The organism is Rhizobium sp. P38BS-XIX (assembly GCF_012641435.1).
Lineage (GTDB): Bacteria > Pseudomonadota > Alphaproteobacteria > Rhizobiales > Rhizobiaceae > Rhizobium.
Window position 1 is genome coordinate 163,756 of the sequence record NZ_JABAIJ010000011.1, and the last position, 18,106, is coordinate 181,861.

An 18,106-nucleotide genomic window follows, 5' to 3' on the forward strand; every position below is an offset into this window, starting at 1 on the left:
CAAATCCGCTGCAGCGTGCAATCAATAATCCCCCGCCTGCGGATGCAGTGCCAGCATCAAATCCCTCAATCCCCGGCTGCCGTCACGGCTGCCGGTGGCGGCAACGGCGGTGAAGATACGCTCGGCATCGTCGTACATCTTAAGGTTAAGATAGCTGTAGCCACGCAGCACCATGAGATCCGTGCGTTCCTGCTGAAGCTGGGCGCGTTGATCGAGATAGAGCAGTGCTTCCTGGTAGCGCTTGGCCGAGAAAGCGGCGAGGGCGCGGTCGGAGAGGATGGCAACTTGCAGCTCTGCCGCGCGCTGGTGGTTCATCGGCGCCTTGGTAGCGGCAACGGCTGCGTTATTGGCAAGGCCGGCCCGCAGATAGGCGAGGCTCTGACCATAGGCTGCCTCTTCACGGGACTTTGCATCGCTATTGTTCAGCGCAACGCCAAAAGCTTCGACGGCTTCCATCGGGCGGTTGATGTTCATTAGGCACCAGCCGCGCGACAGAGCGCTGGAGGGCGTTAGCAATTCGGCGCTGGAGGTTGTCGTGCACCCACTTGGCTGCCGCGGGGCCCGGGAAACCGCTCGGGCACGCGGAGCGGGCTCGACGTACTCAGTTGTCGGTGCACGTCGCGCGGGAGCCGCGGGCTGCGTGTTGATTTGCGTGTTCTGGTACGGCTGTGCCGCGGGTTGTTGCGGGGCCGTCTCATACACGACTTGCGGAGCCGCCTGCAGCGCTCCCGGTTGGGGTAGTGGCTGCGTTGTCTGCGGTACCTGCTGGACCACTTGGTTAGGCGAAGGAAGCGGCGCGGAAATCTGCGTGCGTGGCGTCGGCTCGCCGAGCACGGCAATCCGCTGCGAACGGCCTGCCCACAGGCGCTGAACCTCGGCGACACCGGCACGGTCATTCAGCTGATTGCGCGTGATCGCAAGGCCATAGGCGGAGGGCTCGTCATCGGGCTTCCAGCGCAATGCGGTTTCGAACCAGCGAGCCGCCACCTGCGGCTGGTTCATCGAACGGGCGAACCAGCCGAGCTGCTGCGCGGTCGGGACATACTTCTGTTTCACGATCTCGCCGGCAATCCGTCCAAGAACCTCTTCGCTGAGGCTCGGTGGCGGCTGCAACGCCATCAGATTGGCCGTCGCCGCAAGATAGGTCGCCATAGCGTCCTTTGATTCATTCCGCCACTTATACATGACGTCTTCGGCTTCTTGCGGCTTCTTGTCCGCGATCAGCACGAGAGCTAGACCCTGCGAGATTGCTGCGGTGTCTTCCTTTTCATGGGCTGCGCGGAACCATTGCTCGGCATCGGCATAGTTGCTGCGGCGCAGATAGTACCAGCCAAGCAGGGAATCATCGGATGCCAGACCCTGGCTGCGGGCGGCACGCTCGACCTGGGAAAGGTAATCCTGAGACACCGTCAGCTTCGCATCGTCATTGCCCTGCGCCACGAAGCGGCGAGCGAGATCGAGCCTGATGCTGTCGAATTCTTTCGCGCCATTGCCATCGGGCTTTTCGAGGGCCAGGAGATCCTGCATCGGCTGGTAGGGCAGAAGTGCTGCGGCCTTTTGGATGGTGGCAAGTCTCTCCTGCGGATTGGTGCAGGTTCTCAGAATATACTTGTAGGCATCCTGGCCGCGCGCTGCGCGATCAGTGCGAATGAAGGCCTCGGCGACGCGCCAGAGAACATCGATGTCGGCGCAGGTGAGCAGGCTCGGCGTCTTGGCGCCGATTTCAATGACGGTCGCATATTGCTTGAGGTCGGACGCGTTGACGAGCCGTGTGCGCGATTCAGCGATATTCAGACGATCAAGCAAATCTGCCGGGGGCTGCCAGCCGGTCTCGGCGGTCTGGCGATCGGTGATAGCCTTGCGGACCTCGGCATAGTGACCCTCGGAATAGAGCTGCCACATGTTTTCGAGCTGTTTGTCGCTATTTTGCGGAACGGCGAGTGGATCGGCAGGCGGCGTCCAGTTCGGATACAGCGTCTGCAGGCGTGTAATCTCTGCCTGAAGACGGGCCTTGTCACCGCGGCTGGCAAAGTAACGCAGCGCGCTTTCATCGACCTTCGGCGCACTCGGAGTCGCTTGCGTCTGAGCTGGCTGTTGTGCAGGGGCTTGTTGTGCAGGTTGCGCCGTTGTCGGCTGAGGAGCTGCTTGAGCCACGGTCTCGGTCGATGGTGTCGCCGCCGCAGGCTGCTGCGTATTCGGTCTGTCGGACAATACGGCGGAAGGGGCCGTTGCCTGAATGTGATCGGCAAGCTTTTGAAGATCGACCGGCTGCCCCGAGCCGGCATTTGCGGTATTGTCACCAGCGAGCATCACTTGCTGATCAACGCGGCCGGACTTGGCGAGCTTGATCTTGTCTTCCGGCGTGTCGAGATCTTTCGTGGCGAGCGTAAATCCCGCAACGGCGAGGGCCAGAAAAGCCATGATCAAGGTTGATTTTATAAACACTCCGGGTGTTTCTCCATGACGAAAGCCAGGCTCAACAGCTGCAAGGTGGCCGGATAATAAAGCGACGGAGCGAACTGACGAACCGAAGCAGACAATTTTGTTCCGCTCACCACACACGCCACAACATCGTTAACAATTCTATAACCGGGGTCCGGAAGCGGGTCTTTTGGCCTGCCAGTCGCCAGGTCAATAGTCGCCGGTTCGTCCCCATCGATGGTCATTCCCTGTTGCAGGCGCGTGAGCAATGTCTTGTCCTTGATCCCAGCACGGGCAAGGTAGAGAGGGATTCGAATCGCGTTGTATCCGAATTCCGCATCGAACCCGTTGGCGGGAACGGGCTTGGCCTGCAGGCTGACCCAGTCCGCCGGAAGCTTGCGAGGGCCGAATTGCATCGAACGAAGCAAGGCAAGTCCGTCATCCGTCAGCTTCTGCCAGCGATCTGATGGCGCCAGCAAAGCCATCACCGGAAGCGCCTCGAAGATCCAATAGGAGGGATTGATGACGGGGCCGTCCTTGCGGTCCGGAGGGCTATAGCCATCGACTCCAGGCATGAGCAAGGTATGACCGCCGGCATCTACTACGACCCGGGACAGTATCGCCCTAGCCATTCCTGCTGCTGACTGCAGATAGTCCTTGTTGTTCCAGGCAGAGCCGGCAAGGGCCAACGCGTAGGCAATCAACAGATCTCCGTCCGACGCATTGTTTGTGTCGGTTACGTGTGGCGTAACGGTCGGATCCCATTTCCAGACCGCAAGCCCGTCGTCGCGCAACAGAAGCTCGGTTCGCGTGAAATACCAGATCTGCTCGAAATCGGCCTGGTTGTTGGCCAGATAGGCGAGCAGCAGACCGTAACCCTGCCCCTCGCTGTGGCTGATGCCGCCGTTTCCGTTGTCGATAATACGGCCATTTACATCCAGAAATTTCGCCTTGTAGGCGGCCCAAGCCTGCGGATCGATCGCTGCGCGCTGGGCCATCGCCGGTTGGGCGACGGTCAGCACGACCGCAGTGCACGCCGCGAGAATGGAGCGCCAGAACTTCATTCTCGACGCCCGATCCTGGAGAGGAGGCTCGCCGTACTGACGCCGAGCAGAAACGATCCGACGACGAACAGGAAAGCGTAGGAGAGGATGTTGCTGGAAAGCCAGTTGGCGGCAATTAGGCGGTAGTTCGTCAACGACCAAGGCTGGGACATGACAAAGGTGAAACGACTGACGGGAACGGTGTCTATCTTCCCTGTCTTGCCTGAATACGCTGTGATATGGCCGCTGATTTGCGGCCAGGAACTTTGCGTGGTCATTCCCTCGATGCCGGTGCGAAGGTCTCCGGCGCTTGGCGCCGTGATAACGGTCCAGGTCGCGTCGTTGGTCGGGTTGGCTTCCTGGGCAATCAGCAGCGTATTCGCGTTGGATGGCGTGAACACCTGTTCTGAACCTGGAACGAAGCGCAGCGAGCTCAAGGTGATATCGAAATTGCGGTGCATCCACTGCTGGAAGCGTTCCATCTGGCCTTGCAGCAGACCACCGCTGATACGATCGCGCCAATCGGCAATCGTGACCGAGGCCTCGGGCGTAACGCCTTGACCCGGCGCGGGTGGGCGCCAGGCGACCTGGCTCGATGCCGAAATGTTCATCTGCGTCAGGATTGTTGACGGCAGCTGGGAGATGGAGCCGACGAAGAGGGCGTTGCGACTTCCGACGGCGTTCGGAGAGGCGATCGGCTCCAATGTAATGGGATGGCCGGCCACCAACGCCATTTGTCCAAGGAGCGTCGATGTTGCCGAGAGCGTGTCCACATCCGCGCGGTCGATGAAGAGGGCCGTCGCATCCGTCTCGCGGTTATAGGGATAGCCCGTACCCGCAAAGGCGGCCAGATTGGGGCGCTGCGCAACTCGTGCAAAATCGGGAACGCGAAACTGGCTCGTATTGAACAGGGCGAAGCGGGGTGTCGTGCTCGATGTCGCCGCTGGGGAGCAGGAAGAATCCTCGTTTGCCATCAGCATGGCTTCGAGCGTGATCGTGTTCAGTCCCGGCTTGAAATGGCGCATGGTGATGCGAATGGGCAGCTGTCGGAAGATACCGCCGCCCGAAGCCGTGATCGGCTTCGTCGTTGCGATGCTGCCATTTACGTAGACGTCGATATGGCTGCCGGGCCTGACGTCCTTGGCATAGGCAGCATCAAGCAGAATCGTCGCCTCACCATAGGCATTTGCGTAGAAATCGGAGGGTATCGCGACATTGAAACTGGTGTGGAAGCGCCGACCGGAAAACTCCGCCGTTTTGACGCCCAGTTGTTCAAAGGTAAGGCTCGTCCCCGAATAGATCAGCGGCGCATCCGGCGCCGTCCATCGCTGCGTGACCAACAGGTCGCGACGGCTTTCCGGGTCGCGGTCGGTCGGTGACACGACCGTATCGATCGCAGATGAAATTGCCTGCCAGGAGGGGCCGCTGATGAGGAGAAGCTGCTGACCGCTGCGCGGATCTATAGCAAACGAAGCCACCGCGCCATTTTGAGCCGCGGCCGGGACCGCAAAGACAGGCTGAAGCTCTGCCGGTGTACCAACGACAACGGTCATCTTGCCGGGACCTGCGGCTGGCACCGAATCCGTAGTGAAAGAAAACGTTTCATTCGGCATGCCGCTCAGGAGCGCCAGGCCCTGAGAAAGCCGAAGCAACGGCTTGGTCGTTCCCGGCTGAGCCAGCGCCGGCACGACCATGTTGAACTGGGTTTTCCCTGTCTCGTTGACACCGATCGCGCGGATCGCATCCGTAGTCGAAAGCCTCTCGGCGTCGCGGCCGGCAAAGCTTATATACGTCCGTGCAGGATCTATATCCGACCATAGCTCGTAGGTTGAGGGAATGTCGCAGTCCACGCGATGGCGCTGCGTCACCTCGAAGGTCAACAAGTTGGCGCCTGGCTGCAGCAATCCGCGCGGGATATCGAAGCTGACATCGGATTCGTTATCCGACGAGCCGACCTGTTGCTGATGGACTGCACGGTCATTGACGAGAATGGTCAGTTGAGATGTCTCGGGTGCGATGACCACAGCGTTCTGATAGGCGAATGTGAATTTCGCAGGTGCGGCTGCCTGTTCGGGTGTCAAATAGATTGACCAGGACTTTCGATCCGTCTCGCCTTCCAGCCTCATCTTATCAAACGGGATGACATAGCGGCGAAGGCCGGCGGCCGTGTCTATCGCAGGCTTTACCTGTGCCGTGGGTTGTGGGGCCGGTTGTGCCGGCACCGCCGGGATCGTCGTCTGCACCGTGGGAGTTTGTGGCGTGGCAACGGGTGAGGTGACGATCACAGGCGAATTGGTCTGCGGCGCGACCGTCTGGGGAGCTGTCGACTGAGGGGCGGCCACCGAGGGCGTCACGGTGACAGGCGCCTGGGCTTGCGGCGCCGTTGTCTGTGGAATGGTGATTTGCGGAGTGGGAGGAGCTTCGCCCGCCGGTCGCTCGCCGGACATGTCGAACGGGGAGCTTTGTGCTTGCGCGGCGACAGCACTCAGCAGAACGATAAGCGTCGGAAGGATGCGGTTCATCAGCTTTTTGCCTTCGCGTCCCGTTGCGATTTCTCCGAGCCCACACCCTTGAAAAGATAGAGCAGGCCGCGGCTGGTCTGATAGAGCGACATGCCGAGGAACCATATCGTTCCGCGAATGATGCCGGGATTTCGACGTCGTGCCTGCTGGAATTTCGTCCACTGATCGGAATTGGCAAAAACGAGATCGGCGATCAGCCGGTGATCGGCAGCGCCTTTGGGAACATACTGGCAGCCAACCGCCGTGATGTCGCCCATCTGCTCGACGTTGCGCACGATCGCCGACAGGCTCACCATTTCCGCCCCGCTATAGGGCTGAAAGCGTATGGTGGCTTCTGCCCCCACTTTGACTGGCTCCAGATCTTTGTTGAAGACATTCAGTCTTGCGCCATGAACCGAGACGTCTTCGATCGAGGCCGAATTCCAGCGGCCATCGATGCCGAACTCACTTCGCCGGTCCACTCTCACACGACGAGAAGAAGCCCGCTCGCCACGTTCGGAAACGACACCAAGAGCGCAGCCCGACATGATGAGATTGATGATATTCCATCCGCCGACGACCAGCGTAACGTCGGCCTTATAGGGCTCTGCGTATATGCGGTAGATGGTGACTGCCAGCGCGATGACCTGAACTGCGAAGATGACGAAGAACGGGCGGCTGATTTCCGACAGGCGACTGACCGCGATCGACTCGTCCTTGGCTGTCACCTTGAAGGTCGGCTTGCGAGGGTTGAGCATCACCGAGATGACCGCCGGCAAGAGGTGCACCGTCTGCACATATTCGTAAAGCTCGGAGATCCACGGCCAGCGGAACGATCCATAGAGATAGTTCTGCATCATCAGGTTCACGAGCATGTAGGCCAGCGTGTAGGCGAGAAATTCGCTACCGGACGCCGTGAAGATCTCGAGATCGAAGAAGAGGTAGAAGAGGGGCGCGAAGAGGAAGGTCACGCGCGGAAACGGAAACAGCCAGAACAACGTCGATGACATGTAGCAAAGACGCTGCGGGAGCGTCAGTCCGCGCTTCAGAAGCGGGAAGCGGAAGCGCAAAATCTGCATCATCCCCTGAGCCCAGCGGCTGCGCTGGCCAATGAAGCTGGCAAACGTCGCAGGTTGGAGGCCGGCAATCAGTGGCTTGTCGACATAGATGCTGTTCCAGCCGGCGCCGTGAAGTGCAAGCGCAGTTTCGCAGTCTTCCGTGATGCTGACACCGCTGAAGCCGCTTTGCGATTCAAGCGCACGCCGGCTGAGCACGGCGGCCGAGCCGCAGAAGAAAGCCGCGTTCCATTTGTCGAGACCGCGCTGGATGATGCCGTAGAACATCTCGTTCTCGCTCGGCATGTTGTCAAAGGTGCGCAGATTGCGCTCCAGCGGATCCGGATTGATGAAGAAGTGCGGTGTCTGGACGAGGAATAGCTTCGGATCGTCTTCGAAGTAACCAACCGTCTCAAGCAGGAAATCGCGCGCCGGAGCATGGTCGGCATCGAAAACGGCAATCAACTCGCCGTCGGAATGCGCAAGCCCGTTGTTGAGATTGCCCGCCTTGGCATGTTCGTTGCGCTCGCGTGTCAGATATTCGACATCAAGATCGGAGCAGAGCTGCTTGAGTTCATTGTGGCGCGCGATAGCGGCCTGTGATTCCAGGACCTTTGTCGAGTTTCGCTTCTGTGCGGTGCCACCGTCATCGAGCAGCCACACCCTGAGCTTGTCCGCTGGATAATCCATAGCCTTGGCTGAAGCGAGCGTGTTCGCGAGCAGGTTTGTGTCTTCATTGTAAGACGGCACAAAGACGTCCACCGACGGAAAATGCTGCGTCTTTGCCGCACGCGCGGTGCGTGGTGGCAGAGGGGTGGCGACGATGAAGAGGCTGAGCATCAGCATCGCGACGTTGTACATTTCAGCCAGATAGAGCAGCAGGCCTGGAATGAAGTTTTCAGGCTGGTTGACCGGCGGCAATGTGTAGGACGTCCGCCAATAGACATAGCGCAGCACGATGGCCGTACCGAAGGCAAGCGCCACCAGTCGCCAAGTTCCCTGACGCTTGAGGATCTTGATGATCGCCATCAAAGTGACGACGACCGTACTGGCAATCAGCTGAGTTTGAAGGTTGACCGGCAACGTGATCAGCACGATCCCGCATAATGCTATCACGGCCCAAACCAGGATGCTGCGTGCAGTGTGCATCGATGTCCCTTCAAAGGTATTGCCAGACGCCATCCTGGCGCCCCGAGGTTACTCCGCCTAGCGGCAGGCCCCCGTTATGGCAGCCTCTCCGTTACAGTCCGGTAAAGGCACGATGATATTACTTGCGGTATTTGTCGGCGCCGGCTGTATCAACATGGAACTCTGCCCACTTGCGCCGTTGATCTGCGATGGGTCGTTCTGCCCGTCGGGCAAGGGCACGCGAGGGCCAATCATCGGCGGCAAGACGGGCTGCGCCTGAGGTTGTTGCTGCTGTTGCTGTTGCTGTTGCACGCGTGGCGCTACGGTTCGACGGACGACGACCGGCCGAGCCGCGGCGGCTGGTCGATTTTGATAGCCGATAGTAATCGGCGGCGTGCGATACTGCGTGGCATCTGGATAAACCATGTCGCCAGGCTTGCCGAGCACGCCTTCTGCTCCGCGCGGTGCGCCGAATGGGTTCAGTGCGGCTCCGGAGAAATGGCCGGCGATGGTGTAGCCATAGACCGTGCTCAGCAATTGTCGCTCGGTCGCATGGGCATCACAAAGGCGCACCCGCACCTGGACCATGCCGAAATTGCGCTGCTCCTGCGGCGGGGCGAAACCAGCCTTAACCTGCTGCCAGGCATAGAGGCACGTATCGCCAGTTCTGCTTTGACCCGATGCGTATCCAAAAGGGCCATAACTGTTCTGAACGAAGGTTGCGGATCGCGCTAGCCGAACACCGGGTACGGCCGACGCCATTTCGCGAGCAATCGTGCGGTCGTTTATCGCATAGAAAGGCCGGCTTCCAAGACCCGGGTTGGACCCTGTTATCCCCTGGAATTGCACCTTGAGAAAGTTTTGGCCTGGTACCGACGAAGAGGTGGAAAGGGAGATCGTCTGGTCGATATCCTTGCCATGCCGGCTTTCGACGATGTTGACGATTGCCGGCCCACCCGGAGGCGGAAAAGCGAGTGCCTTCTCGGCGGAAACAGTCTCGACGCCAATCGATTGCCTAACCTGGCCAGTTGTCGTGCAACCGGCACCCAGGCAGGCCAAGCTTATCAAGACTACCGCTTTTTTTGAATGCATCTCTCGGATCGCGACAATTATGGGTGTTCACATTCATCGCAAAAAGAGCGACGAGTTTTAGAATCAAGCCCGTGTATTCGATGTAGCAAATAGAGGTCATTATGGTTAACGGATGGTTACCTAATGGCCATTGTTTCGATTGCGGATCGTTACCGCTGCTTTGGCGACGCGCTTTTCGGAGAATCGCTCGGCTGCCTCTATGAGGCACGCTTATAGGCGCTTTCTGCCATGCGCTTGCCATGGCCGACGACCTTTACAGCATCGGCAACTACCACGCTGCCTCGCCTAACTTAAGTGATGCCAGACGCTCGCAGATCTCTGGCCCAGACACTGGCTGGCACGGCTGCTTCAAATCGATTGCGGTTCCAATGCTTCTGAAATGCGTTTACTCGATATGGTAAGCCTTTCTATTCATTGACAATAATCGACCCAGATAGTTGTGCGATTGGTCAATGCTCGAGTTCTTCCAAAACCATCGGTGCATTCTTCGGCGGATAACTCTAAGGCTGCGCCTTCTAGGCCCCAGACTCAATTGCCGCGATGTAGCATGTTGCGGTGAAGTTGATCATGAGCTTGTCATAAGCGGGTAGCGACACGCCTCCAATCTTTGAGGCGGCAAAAGGCGCGTTCGATGATGTTTCGACGTCGGTGGACGATTTGATCGAACGGCTTGATCCGCTTTCGTGTCGGATTGTTGGGAATAATGGGCTCTGTGCCACGGGCTTTGAGGAAGTCGCGTAAAGCGTCGCTGTCGTAAGCGGTATCTGCGGCGCAAAAGCGGCTTGGCGGCAGGGTCTCCAGCAGGGGAATGGCCATGGGAGCGTCGCCGCGCCGCCCAGGCGTTATTCGCAGCGCGATTGGACGGCCGCGACGATCGACAACAGCATGGATTTTTGTCGATCTGCCGCCTCTTGATCGATCGATTGCTTGGACTTGTGCCCCCCTTTTCCGCCAGCGGCCGAGCGATGGGCTTGTGCGGTGGTGCTGTCGATCAGATGGGTGTCGCGATCAGTCGTTTGCACCAAGGCTTCGAACAGCCGTCGCCATATTCCCTTGGCAGACCAGCGATGGAAGCGATTGTAAACGGTTGTTGCCGGTCCATAGCAAGCAGGACAGTCCTGCCAACGGCAGCCAGATCGCAGAACATGAATGATGCCGCTAATGACCCGGCGGTCATCGTTCGGTGAGCGCCGGGCTGGTTCGTTGGAAGCAGACGGGCGATCACCGCCCACTGCCGATCATCAAGCCAAAATTCTCCTGCCATGGTCCAAAACTCCCGTTAGCACAGGGAGTGAATCATAGCCTGATAATTTCATCAATAGCTTGATTAGGTTTACACCCTAGAGGTCGTGCTTGCCAGTGTCTGCTTGGAGCTTGGCAAAAGCTGCAAATGGACGACCTCATTAAGGGGGAAACCCGTGTCGGAGATATCCTCTAAAACAGGAAGCAAGCAGGCATCAAGAAGAAGCTAGACGAACTCCTCGATCGAATGGAAGAGATCGAAGAAGATCAAGAGCGACATGACGGTCGGGGTTAGCCGGCTAGGTGACCAATAGCTACAATTTTCACAATCGTCACTCCGGTCGCAAATTTTTAAGCATCTCGCAAACATCGGATTACCGTAAGCGATGTGCTAATCCCACCGTGTCTGGATAACTCCGAATTTCCATATCAAAAGCCAACGCCGCAGACCGCTATGGGTCGATAGCGGACGCCTCGCTCAACGATCTGTAGAATGGAGCGCCTCTTGGGCGGCTTTTTCTAAATCGCCGGAGCTGAATATCCAGCGGCCTGACAATCTCGGTCCATCAATGGTGATCCTGTATTGGCCCTTTCGTTGGTTTAGCTGCTTGCCCGAAACGTGGATGACTTCTGATACGTGGTCCGGAATAATTGTGCCGCTTCCGACAGGGAGGTCTTCCAAAGTCCGTGGGTTAAGGCGCTTACCCTTCATTGCTAATCCAATGGCATGGAGCACCGGATAAACTGGCGTCTTCGGCCACGGGACTACATCAGCGTTTCTCATCCGTTCCCCCTTATCCGAATTGAATCGCGCTAACGGCGTCGATGCTGCAAGATACGTAACGTTGTTCAAATTGAGATGCCGATGTCTGCAGTCGACCGACTGCACTCAAAGGTGGGAGTTGGATTGTATAGCGGGGTAATTCCACGGCAAAAGCTTATCGATCCGGCCCTGCTTATGGCCGTTGACGATGGCAGTGAGCGTGGTGGTTAGATAAGCCAGCGGATCGACCGCATTAAGTTTGTAGGTCTCGATGAGCGAGGCGACCATCGCCCAGTTCTCTGCTCCAGCGTCATGCCCAGCAAAGAGTGCATTCTTGCGATTGAGAGCAATCGGTCGGATGGTTCGCTCGAGGGTATTGCTGTCAATCTCGATGCGTCCGTCAGACAAGAAGAGCTTCAGGCCATCCCAGTATTTGGCGATGTAGGCCACAGCCTCGCCGATTGGAGACTTGACCGCGATACGGGCACGGTTATGGACAAGCCAGGCCTGCATATCGGCGACCAGTTGCGCAGACCGTTCCTGCCGCCCCGCAAGACGAGCGTCCGGAACAAGACCACGCAGCTCGGCCTCGATCCGATACAGTTCACCAATCCGTTTGACGCCGTCCTCGGCGATGGGTGCTGAGCCGTTGCGCGTGATCTCCACCAGCTTGCGACGTGCGTGGGCCCAGCAATAGGCAAGCCGAATGTCTGCATCGACACGGTCAGATGCGATCAGTCTATTGTGTCCGGCATAGCCGTCGACCTGCAAGATACCAGAGAAGCCCTGCAGTATCCGTTCAGCATGAATGCCTCCTCGACCGGGGGCGTGTGTGAAAGCGACGCCCGGAGGAGCACACCCACCCCATGGGCGATCATCCCGTGCCAGCGTCCAGAAGTATCCGGTCTTGGTCTTGCGCGAGTCGGGATCAAGGACCGGAGCACGGGTCTCGTCCATGAAGAGCTTGGTCGAGCGCTTCAGGTCGGCAATCAGGGCATCGAAGACGGGGCGCAATTCGAACGCTGCGCGGCCGACCCAATCGGCAAGGGTGGAACGGTCGAGATCGATGCCCTAGCGGCCGATGATCTGAGCCTGTCGATAGAGCGGAAGGTGAGCGGCATATTTGGAAACCAGCACATGGGCGACGGTCGCTTCCGTCGGCAGCCCCGCCTGGATTAGGCGTGCTGGTGCAGGAGCCTGGACGACGCCGTCAGTGCAGGCACGGCATGCATATCGGGGCCGACGGGTGACGATGACGCGGAACTGCACCGGGACGACATACAGCTGCTCACAGACATCCTCACCGATACAATGCAGACAACCGCCGCAAGCACAGATCAGGCTTTCCGGCTCAATCACCTCTTCGACACGGGGAAGATGCTTCGGAAGGGAGCCGCGATTGATTGCGCGGGGCTTGGTGATCTTGTTCCCGACAGGAGCGTCCGCCTCATCCTCGGCATGGATCACTGCCATGGCCGTTTCCAGGTCTTCCAGCGCCAGATCGAACTGGTCGGCATCGGTCTTCTCGGACTTGCGCCCGAAGGCTGCCTGCTTGTAGGCCGCGCTTCTCCAGCCGCTCGATCCGCTCATCCTTAAGGACGATCTGAACGTCTTTGGCCGCCTCGCGTGCTTGCGCCGCAATCAGCATTGCCTTCAGGGCGGAAACGTCATCGGGAAGATCGGCGGTCTCAGGCATGGCCGGAATCTATCAAATCCCGGCCCGTTTTGCCTTTGGAATCTGCGACCCTGAGTCATCGTGCCGCAGATACTCGATTGTCTCCGGCGTCCTCGCCTTGGCCGCATGAACCCGCCGCCAATCAAGGCCAGAAAACAGGGCTTCGAACTGGGTGTGGGTCAGAGTCATCAGCCCATCTTTGATGCCGGGCCAGGTAAAGGTATGCTCTCCCAACCGCTTGTAGGCAAGGACGATACCTGAGCCATCCCAGTAGATTAACTTCAGCCTATCTGCCTTACGAGACCGGAACACGAAGACCGTTCCCGTGAACGGGTCTTTGTGCAGTTCATTCTTACCAGCGCCGCCAATCCGTCATGACCTTTACGAAAGTCCACGGGCTTGGTCACCACCATGATCCGCACGCGGTTCGACGGAAAGATCATGTCGCTGCGGCCAAGGCACGCGCAATGGCCGCGATCCTGGCCACAGAGGCACCTTCCTCAAGGCGGATCGTAACGGGACCCAGGACGATCTCAGGGCGACCAACCGCTTTAGGTGGAGGTTCCGAAACTGGCGGATCGACGATAACCGCCGCGAACTCTACCGCATCCTGCGGTGCTGGCAGGATCAGCTTGCCCTGCCGCGCCATCGTCCGCCAAGTGAAGAGGCTTTTGGCTCGCAATCCATAGCGCTGCGCAACTTCACTGACTTTCGTGCCAGGCCTCAGGCTCTCCGAAACGATCTTCGCCTTGACCTCATCAGGCCAATGTCGGTGAACCGCACGTCCAGGCTCCCTCGTTGTGAGAAACTCCAATGTAGTTTCCATGGAGAAACTCCCGTACTTCATTCATGGATGTCGATCACAGATCAGGCGACAGCGAGCAATGTGGGGGCAGAACACCGGCTACGGATTACCGACTATTCAATGCTGAGTGGAGTTTTCGGAGTTCTTAACAACAGAGAGAAGAAGCATTGGTGGTCTCATGCCCTGCGATGTTTTAGTCCACCCCTTGCTAGGCTCTGGTGACAAAGTACGGCAGCCAGATTTTAGCGGCGGCGAATGCAAGGAATGCCGAGAGGGATTTTCGGGTCTTATCGTATCGTGTCGCGACTCGACGGAACTATTTAAGCCGATTGAACATCCGTTCGATGCGGTTTCGATCCTTGTAGGCTCGAAAGTCGCACGGATGCGGGTTCTTCCCGTTAGCCTTCGGAGGAATGACAGGTCTGATCCCATGGATCAGCAGTTCCTAGCGCAGGAAATTGCCGTCATACCCTTTGTCGGAGAGAAGTAACCTCGGTTTGCGACAGGTATTGCCAGTAGATCGGGAACGGCACTGTAATCCGAAGCCTCTCCGCCGGTCAGGATAAAGCCGAGAGGGCGTCCCTGACCGTCTGCGCGGGCGTGGATCTTCGTCGTAAAGCCGCCGCGTAATCGACCAAAAGCCTCCTGGTAAGCCCCTTTTAGCGCCCGCAGCTTGAGAGTGGCCACGAACAGTGGTGCTATCGATCATGTGTTGCCAGTCGTCCGCCAGCCCCAATTCCACGGGGTCTCAAGGAGGGCGTCCCACACGCCTTTTTCAGCCGAGCGACGGAAGCGCACGTAAACTGAATTCCACTTGCCGTAGCGCTCATGAAATCGCGCCAAGGGCACCCAACCCGGAGCTCGGCAATAGCGCCTCAATGATCCTCTATTTCGCGTCGCCAACATCGCCTCTTGTCAAGACCGCCTCCTAAAAGGAAGGCTTGAATCATTTTTTCGGTGGGATACGAATCATTAGATTGCTAGCGTTTGAAAGAACGATGCAAAAGTTACCCGAGACAGCTATGGTTCGCAACGAAACGCCTTCGCCACAATATCTTCCTCCGTATGCGTGTTTCCAGTGCCGGAAGAGCTTTAGGCGAGCATCACGGCCCGATGCGGTCTTGGCCTGCCCTAACTGTGGCGGACCAAGCATCGGTCTCAATCGCAAATTCAAAGCCCCGAAAATGTCAGACATCAAACAGTGGGATAAAGTCGAAAGGCTGGTGCGATACGGGTTCTTCTTTGAAAGCGTGGGGGAGGCTTACCCAGCAGAGCTTGGTGAGGTCGATGCATTCGCGAAAAGGCACTCCGAGTATCTCCTACGTCAACGCGAACGACACACCGATACATTTGCCGAAATCGAAGCAGCGTTTAATATGCGGCCAGCTCGTTGAACTTTGTCAACAGAGCCTAGCAGCTCGCGAACGTCTTTTACGATATTCAGATGAGTGAGCACTTCCTCGCTAACCAAAAGATTGCGCAGCCCAGGATGATGGTCGCTTCAGTGGCCATCATAGAGGCGATTCTCTGATCGCTCAGCTGAGGCATCTTTCCAATCTTTTCTAAAGCGACGCTTATATCCTCGGGACGTGCGCTCAGCTCGTTAACCGATGATCTCGTAAGCCATCCAGGTTAAAGCAACATAGCTGATTGTTGTGTCAGCCCATGTCCTCACTTCGAGATCAAAAGCAAATGGCGTCACGTTATGCGGTTGAAGGACTAGTCTGAGGTTATTGTCCTTAGACGCATCAATTCCTGAGAGGGATGCTGTAACGAAAGGTGTGTGCATAAATTCTCGGTCGAAGACAATGCGTTTCCAAAACGATCTATCGCCGTTACCTTCCGATAAGGTCCAGCCTTCTTCCGAAGAATAAAGCTCAGTCTTTCCGCCTTGGATGCTGTTTTTAAATAACATTCTAATCTCCGGGGCGGCCTAATCGGCCCTCATTCCGCCCATACTTCAAATAATGCAAAGCGGCGTCCATTCCCGCTGCGGCCACGTCCGGATTGTTCGCTAGATACCACTTTGCATCGAACTCACCGCTTCGCATAAGTTCACGAATTGATTTCCGTATTTTTGCATTGCTATACCAGCCGCCCAGAGGCCATGATAAAGAACGTTTTTTGCGATTAATCTTGGTAGCCTCTGATCGAGCGTTTCCCTTGTTGGCAGCGCCAGCCGACCGCCAAGCCTCAACGGTCTCTTGTATGCTGGAAAGCTTCGTATTGGCATCCTTCAGGAGAATATCCTGATGAGCGATCTGACCGCGAAGCATCCGGATATACTGGTCTTTTTGATCTGAGTTTCCGTCCACGCGCATCGTACCGATACCTGAGAGTCTGTCGAGCTCAGTGTTATAAGATGCTTCGGAATCTGTCATGATGTTGAGGTCTATCGCCGCATGGCCCGCAGTAAGCAGTTGCTTGGACCTTATAATTGATAAATTCCGGATGTGCCGATGCCGCGTATTCTCGGCGATCATAGAGCCCGCGCGGCGTCTATAGTAGAAATAGATGTCACTTGCGACGATAAACCTTTTCCCGGCCCGAACCGCGCGAGCGTAGAAGTCCCAATCTTCGTAAGAGCTTAGGTATTCGTCATAAGGGAATTCAGCGTATAGCTCGCGCCTTCCCAAGCTGGTGGCGGTGGAGTATCGATTGGCCATCGTACCGCCGCGAATAGCCTCCCCGATGAATAGCGCATAGTCTATCACTGTCATCTCAGAGTTGGAGGATTCTTCGGTCACGAAGGCTGTCTGCGGGACGACCAAAGAGTAGTCTGGATTCTTCAAGAGCGCCCCCACGGCCGTCTCGATGAAATCACTTCGGATAAGGTCATCGGAATCGAGTGTAAGAATGAATTCGCCGCGGGCTTGACGAATGCCAAGATTTCTCGCACCTGAAAGACCGACATTGGTCGGTGCCGAAACAACCCTCACACAGTCGAACTGATCAGCCTGTCGAATCTTGTCGAGGACCATTTGGCTGTGTTGATCTGTAGAGCAATCGTCAACGAGAACAATCTCCATATTCGCATACGTTGAGGCGAGGGCAGATTCTAGCGTTCTGTGAATATACCTTCCCATGTTGAAATAAGGCACAACTACCGATACTAGCGGCGTTCTTTGAGTCTTGACCTCAGACGAGACTTTCGCTTTTCGGTTTGGAAGTTTCATCCAATACGGTTGTTTCGCTGCACTGTGAGACACAGAACGGAGTTGGAGTTCTGCGCGTTGGCTCCAGGCAAGTTCCAAGCACTCCGCCAGCCCGAGAGACGTGCCATCGAATTTCAAGCAATTAGTACCGTCTTCCCAGATAGTGGCGTCCGAAAATGCCGGGTTCTCTTTATTCAGTGCTACCCAGCCGCCGTGCATTGATGCTTCATAAGCAGCCAAGCAAAAGCTCTCAAACGGAGACGGAAATATCGAAATCGATCTTTCAATAATGGATGCTCGCACAGATGAAGGCGCATCGAAAAGGAAGGTGACCCTTTCAGCAAACTTGACCGGAATTTTGTCGGAAAGCTGTTGACGCAGGTCCTCGTCCGATGGGTGAGCTAAGAACAGGATGTTTCCCGTGTATTCGACATGTGAGCGCATGAATGCTAAGGCGCCATTGAGGAATACGTCCGGGCGCTTCAGAGCCTGTATCTTGCTGGGAAAACAGATATCCGTAGTGGTTTCAAACCTGATTGATTTAGTCGCCGATTTCATTGGGATGGGAGGTGCGTCAATTCTGACCGCTGACAACCATTTAGTGGAAAAGCCGAAGTGCTGTTGGGTAGCTCTTGCAATTGAAGCGAGATGAGCGACGACCAGATCAGCGTCTAGTAGAGATTTTCGTTCTAGGTCCGCCAGATTCGCCGCTGCGTGACCGCCTATCACCGGCTGGCCCGCGCGTAAGATAGAATCGGTGCTGTGCAATCGTACCGCGAGCAGGGCTCCCCCAAGATTCCCGAGGAGCTTTTCCTGAATAGCGCAGAACGCCAAACCACCCCAATCAGGAAACTCGATTACATCGAAAGCATTACCCAGCGCGGCAATGGCTTTTAGTGCTTGCGCAGCTTGATATGATTTATAATGCCAGGGATGGGTCGTAAACGCCCAATCCGGCGGGTTCAAAGCCGGATCTGTAGTGGTCTGAACTAAGTCCACCGATCTCCATAGTATCGTTTTAGGGAAAATATGCTTGAAGACATTATTGTCTATAGATGAATCTCTGAGCGCGAGAACGTGAAACTCAACGTCTTCATCTTGGTATTCGACAAGAAGATTGTGGAGCAGAACTCCTATTCCGCCTGTGGAAAAAGGCGAAAGCTCCGGAGCGACGAAGCAAATCTTTTTCATTAATCAAATACCCTAGATCAGCGATCAATATCTAA

9 protein-coding genes and 3 pseudogenes are annotated in these 18,106 nt (G+C 56.8%); all 12 read right to left on the reverse strand.

The window, feature by feature from the left end; genetic code table 11:
* Positions 1 to 21 precede the first annotated feature (21 nt).
* A complete protein-coding gene (locus HGP17_RS27805; protein ID WP_168814106.1) occupies positions 22 to 2,439 on the reverse strand; it encodes a cellulose synthase in 2,418 nt (805 codons plus the stop codon).
* Positions 2,436 to 3,485: a glycosyl hydrolase family 8 gene (locus tag HGP17_RS27810; RefSeq protein WP_168814053.1), complete on the reverse strand. Its 1,050-nt coding sequence runs from the start codon at positions 3,483 to 3,485 to the stop codon at positions 2,436 to 2,438. Before HGP17_RS27810 ends, HGP17_RS27805 begins: the two co-directional genes overlap by 4 nt.
* Complete coding sequence (locus HGP17_RS27815; protein ID WP_168814055.1) at positions 3,482 to 5,986, reverse strand: cellulose biosynthesis cyclic di-GMP-binding regulatory protein BcsB; 2,505 nt, start codon at positions 5,984 to 5,986, stop codon at positions 3,482 to 3,484. The genes HGP17_RS27810 and HGP17_RS27815 overlap by 4 nt, the downstream gene beginning before the upstream one ends.
* Entirely contained in the window at positions 5,986 to 8,169 is a 2,184-nt protein-coding gene (gene bcsA, locus HGP17_RS27820; protein WP_168814057.1) for a UDP-forming cellulose synthase catalytic subunit, read from the reverse strand. The genes HGP17_RS27815 and bcsA overlap by 1 nt, the downstream gene beginning before the upstream one ends.
* 57 nt (positions 8,170 to 8,226) lie before the next feature.
* On the reverse strand, positions 8,227 to 9,240 hold the full coding sequence (bcsN, locus tag HGP17_RS27825; RefSeq protein ID WP_168814065.1) for a cellulose biosynthesis protein BcsN: 1,014 nt from the start codon (positions 9,238 to 9,240) through the stop codon (positions 8,227 to 8,229).
* 515 nt (positions 9,241 to 9,755) lie between these two features.
* Positions 9,756 to 10,504: pseudogene (locus HGP17_RS27830) on the reverse strand (IS5 family transposase).
* A gap of 456 nt (positions 10,505 to 10,960) precedes the next feature.
* On the reverse strand, positions 10,961 to 11,266 hold the full coding sequence (locus HGP17_RS27835) for a hypothetical protein (RefSeq protein ID WP_168814067.1): 306 nt from the start codon (positions 11,264 to 11,266) through the stop codon (positions 10,961 to 10,963).
* A 105-nt stretch (positions 11,267 to 11,371) separates the two neighbouring features.
* Positions 11,372 to 12,941: pseudogene (locus HGP17_RS27840) on the reverse strand (IS66 family transposase).
* A 108-nt stretch (positions 12,942 to 13,049) separates the two neighbouring features.
* Positions 13,050 to 13,363 (reverse strand): annotated as a pseudogene (tnpB, locus tag HGP17_RS27845) (IS66 family insertion sequence element accessory protein TnpB); the annotation flags it as partial.
* A complete protein-coding gene (locus HGP17_RS27850) occupies positions 13,360 to 13,746 on the reverse strand; it encodes a transposase (protein WP_205926156.1) in 387 nt (128 codons plus the stop codon). The pseudogene tnpB and the gene HGP17_RS27850, both read right to left, overlap by 4 nt.
* Before the next feature lie 1,582 nt (positions 13,747 to 15,328).
* On the reverse strand, positions 15,329 to 15,640 hold the full coding sequence (locus HGP17_RS27855; protein WP_168814071.1) for an H-type lectin domain-containing protein: 312 nt from the start codon (positions 15,638 to 15,640) through the stop codon (positions 15,329 to 15,331).
* Position 15,641: 1 nt separating this feature from the next.
* A complete protein-coding gene (locus HGP17_RS27860) occupies positions 15,642 to 18,071 on the reverse strand; it encodes a glycosyltransferase (protein ID WP_168814073.1) in 2,430 nt (809 codons plus the stop codon).
* Positions 18,072 to 18,106: the final 35 nt, after the last annotated feature.

Coding starts and splice junctions, on each gene's coding strand:
- HGP17_RS27860 (WP_168814073.1), bottom strand. CDS start 18,071: ATGAAAAAGATTTGCTTCGTCGCTCCGGAGCTTTCGCCTTTTTCCACA.
- HGP17_RS27810 (WP_168814053.1), bottom strand. CDS start 3,485: ATGAAGTTCTGGCGCTCCATTCTCGCGGCGTGCACTGCGGTCGTGCTG.
- bcsA (WP_168814057.1), bottom strand. CDS start 8,169: ATGCACACTGCACGCAGCATCCTGGTTTGGGCCGTGATAGCATTATGC.
- HGP17_RS27855 (WP_168814071.1), bottom strand. CDS start 15,640: ATGTTATTTAAAAACAGCATCCAAGGCGGAAAGACTGAGCTTTATTCT.
- HGP17_RS27835 (WP_168814067.1), bottom strand. CDS start 11,266: ATGAGAAACGCTGATGTAGTCCCGTGGCCGAAGACGCCAGTTTATCCG.
- HGP17_RS27850 (WP_205926156.1), bottom strand. CDS start 13,746: ATGGAAACTACATTGGAGTTTCTCACAACGAGGGAGCCTGGACGTGCG.
- HGP17_RS27815 (WP_168814055.1), bottom strand. CDS start 5,986: ATGAACCGCATCCTTCCGACGCTTATCGTTCTGCTGAGTGCTGTCGCC.
- bcsN (WP_168814065.1), bottom strand. CDS start 9,240: ATGCATTCAAAAAAAGCGGTAGTCTTGATAAGCTTGGCCTGCCTGGGT.